General features: G+C 46.7%; 3 protein-coding genes. 1 reads left to right on the plus strand and 2 read right to left on the minus strand.

The window, feature by feature from the left end; genetic code table 11:
- Positions 1–235 precede the first annotated feature (235 nt).
- Positions 236–1,495 (minus strand): DUF3747 domain-containing protein, encoded by a 1,260-nt coding sequence (locus ACLFWI_RS28155; protein WP_446415680.1) that lies wholly within the window; start codon positions 1,493–1,495, stop codon positions 236–238.
- 248 nt (positions 1,496–1,743) lie between these two features.
- On the opposite strand from ACLFWI_RS28155, the gene ACLFWI_RS28160 reads away from it, so the two are divergent.
- Entirely contained in the window at positions 1,744–2,514 is a 771-nt protein-coding gene (locus ACLFWI_RS28160; RefSeq protein WP_446410962.1) for a hypothetical protein, read from the plus strand.
- Between the two features lie 132 nt (positions 2,515–2,646).
- Here the strand turns inward: ACLFWI_RS28160 and ACLFWI_RS28165 are convergent, their stop codons facing one another.
- Positions 2,647–3,246: a hypothetical protein gene (locus ACLFWI_RS28165; RefSeq protein ID WP_446415681.1), complete on the minus strand. Its 600-nt coding sequence runs from the start codon at positions 3,244–3,246 to the stop codon at positions 2,647–2,649.
- Positions 3,247–3,836 lie beyond the last annotated feature (590 nt).

Below are 3,836 nucleotides of genomic sequence, written 5' to 3' on the forward strand. Positions count from 1 at the left end.
TGTTTCATGGGGGAGACCAGCGGATGCTTCGCTTTTAGTTTCATGGGGGAAGCCAAAGGATGCTTCGCTTTTTTGGCACGGGGATTTAGGGGGATCGACAATGTACCGCATAGCAGAGCAAACTGCTGTATCGATAGAATTGATGGGGGATGTCAAATGTGACGGTAAATAATCGGACATGGTTTTACACATAAGACAAATGACCAATGACAAATGACGAATGACGAATGACAAATCATTTCACACAATTAAGCATTCGCACCGTCGCCGCCGCCGCATAATTCCGTTGGGCTTGGCTATTGGGAGAAAAAACACTTCCCCTTTCATTCAACGGAGACGCCACTCGACAATAGGCAGACATTTGGGTAATTAGCGCATCTGCCCAATGACCCTGAATATCGCTAAACTCTAAAGCAGACTGATTCGCTGTAAGCGTCGGTTGTTGACCTTGAAGGGTTAAGGCAAACTCCGCCGCCCGTCGTTCCATTGCCATCAGTTCAGCACGAGTTACAGGTTGTGTGGGTCGAAATCGTCCATCCGCATAGCCACTGATGATATTATTATCCCGCGCCCATTGAATTTTTGCGGCGCTCCATCGGGAGGGATTAACATCAGGATAAGGGGCAAAGGTAACTTGCTCCGGAAGTTCTAAATCAGCGTTGGGAAGTTGATTCAGTGCTTCAAAAATAATCGAAACCAATTGTTCACGAGTTAACGCCGCTTGGGGTCTAAATGTGTTATCTTCTCGGAATCCAGCAATAAATCCCATTGCCACGGCTTGCTGAATTTCATTGGCATAAATGTCATTGGCAACATCGGGAAAGGTTACTGTTGGATTGCCAGTTCCTGAACCTGTGCCTGGGTTAGCACCTGTATTAGACCCCGTACCGGAACCTGTGCCTGGGTTAGAACCTGTACCAGAACCGCCACCTGTACCAATACTGCTTAAGGGTTGACTATTTGCCAGATAAATATGACCCAATGGTCTACCTTGATAGGAACGTCGGGCAAAGTCCCAACCGGGTTCTAAGACTATCTTGACAAACCCATTCGCTAACCCTTGGGTTCTACCCACTATAACCTCTGGGGCGCTGCGATCGCGGATATTTGTTCCTATCAGTACCAATTCACCATCGCGTTCAACGATTCTGAGTAAATAATCTAAGCCCAAATCTTCACCCGCCATGCGGATGGAATAGCCATTACTATCCGTACTACGTCCGCAAATTCCACTAAAGTCAAAGTTCAATAATAAGGGATCAACGATAACCGGATTACTCCCACTTTCACTCCAACACTGCCGCGCATTGCTTTTTTGTTCGATAATTAGCAGTTGATGGGAACTCTCGCCAAAAGGTGCAGCCACCGCAATAAATTTATTTTGCTCAACTGGAATTTGTTCAAATGTCGCCGCCACGGATTTATTGGCGATGACGCTAGATAGGGCGATCGTGGCTAGGGTGGCTACTTGTGTAAAAAATGCACGCTTTCTCATCTTGTCCGCTTCAATCCTTTAATTGTGTAGTTCTTCAACAACTTTCCTCTGTACAAAGTCTGTGATCACTCTCGTGTATAAAAGTTTCCCAGATTCCTCGGTACTTAGCGTGTATTTAATATCTCGTAACAATCAACCGGATCAGGTGTACCCCTGTGAAACAAAAGAAAGTATCACAAGCTCAACCCCTGTCCCTGGAACCCTTACCCATGATCGGGGAAAACGTTTCACACTTACAGGTCACAGGTATGTTATTTAACTTTATCGGATGGAGTGGCGCATTGGGAATCATTACCCTACTGATATTTGGCATCCTGCAATGGTTGCATATCAGCGCTGGACATTTTCTGGATTGGGTGATTGGAGTTGCCAGCTTTTGGTGGCTGTTGGTGGTTGTGACAGTTCCCTGGAATGTCCACTTTGAAGCCAAATCTGTTTTGGCAGATGCGGCGCAATCGGCGGAAAAGGGGATGCAGATTGACGCCAAACAGGTTAATTATGCTCAAGTTGTGGCAACGCGATCGCTCTGGGTAGCGATAGCCTTACATATTCTATCTGCGATTGGGCTTTACACGCTAGCGGCTACGGGAATTAGTGCAGTGGGTTACATTAGTTCGGGTGCAGCATTGTTGTTAACCGCCTTACGCCCAGCTATTCGACTCTATGAATATTTAGCCGCCCGTTTAGCGATGATTCGCCGGGAGTTTAAGTATCCGCGTGAGGATGTGTACCAATTGCGCGATCGCATCACGAATTTAGAACAAAATATTAACCAGATCCTACCCCAACTCGATCCCAAAAATCAGCAGTCTTGGGTGGCGATGCAGAACCGTAACTGGGAAGAAACGCGCAAAGATGTCGCCCGACTCCGCGCTTCTTTTGATCAACTCGAAGCCCAGAATGAGGCTGAACACAGGCGTTTAGCCCGGGAAGCCCAACAAGCGATCGCCCAATTAACCACAGACAGTCAATTCCTGGATCACGTTCGCGAAATTATCCGCTTTTTCAAGACGGCATAATTTGTCTTATGTCATTCGTCATTTGTCATTCGTTATTGGTTATTTGGTTCAAATCGAAACGACAAGAGGGCGGGTTTTGTTGATCAGTTGTGGATATACCCGTTCAGTAAACGGCTAAACCCGCCCCTACAATTAACCTTCCCTCACCATCCAAATTAGAAATCCCAGAATCTGATCAACTGGAGGTAACGGGTAATCGGTTAGCGCAATCGTTACCGTTTGTCCCTCCAGCTTCAGAAACCGCCACTGCGTACCACTGGTTACACAGCCATACAAGGTTGTAATTGCTCGTTCCGCCGCCGCATTAAACCGTTGCGCCGCTACCATTTCCGCCACACATTGACCTAATCCCGTGCGAATATCTGCTTTCTTCGCTTTCGTTAATATTACCACTGGGGCTTGAATAAACAGTTGCTCAACTGAACGAGACAAAATAAAATCACAGATCCCATTTAAACCCACAGTGGGATCGACATCAAACTCTTCTCCTGAAAACAAGCTAACTTGAGAAGATAAAATGCGTTTGACTTCCCAGAGAATTGGGTAAATAATGCCCTCAGATCGCGCCTTTTCACTCCCTGTGGCTGTTAAAGGCAGACTCGTTTCTAGGAATTCCGTTAATGTGGGTGACGGTGTAACCGGAGCAACTTCTGGCAGAAATTGCGGAACCTCAACCAAGACGAGATTAAAGTCGGCTACGGCTTGAGCAAGGGTAAACTGGCTGTAGGACATAGGTTATCCATTTGTCATATAACGTTTGGTTGAATACTTACACTTTGCTAATTATCAAAAAAATTACCAGACAAATTAATAATATCATGTCCGGTTGAATACCCATAATTATGGTGAGGAGGTGAGGGGGAGATCTGACTTTTCACGCCATTTAGAAAAATCGACAGATGGGGGAGAATTCAAAGCCTCTCCAAATAAAAAAATATATTCCGCTTCCCTCTCCTTGTAGGAGAGGGCTAGGGAGAGGTTCGGATAGAGGTTTGGAGAGAGGTTTTCCAAATCCCGTGAAAAGTAAGGAGGAGATGGGGTGAGGGGCAGAAGTTTTTATCATGGGTGATTTGCCGGACAGCATACAGCAGTTTGCTCTGCTATGCGGTACATTGTCGATCCCCCTAAATCCCCCGTGCAAAAAAAGCGAAGCATCCTCTGGCTTCCCCCATGAAACTAAAAGCGAAGCATCCGCTGGTCTCCCCCATGAAACAGAAGCGAAGCATCCTTTGGCTTCCCCCTTTTGAAGGGGGACGGGAGGGGGATCAAAAGGGGGACGGAAGGGGGATCTAAAAGGGAAGAGGGGGATCTGAAGGGGGACT

This window comes from Coleofasciculus sp., assembly GCF_046539235.1.
Lineage (GTDB): Bacteria > Cyanobacteriota > Cyanobacteriia > Cyanobacteriales > Coleofasciculaceae > Coleofasciculus.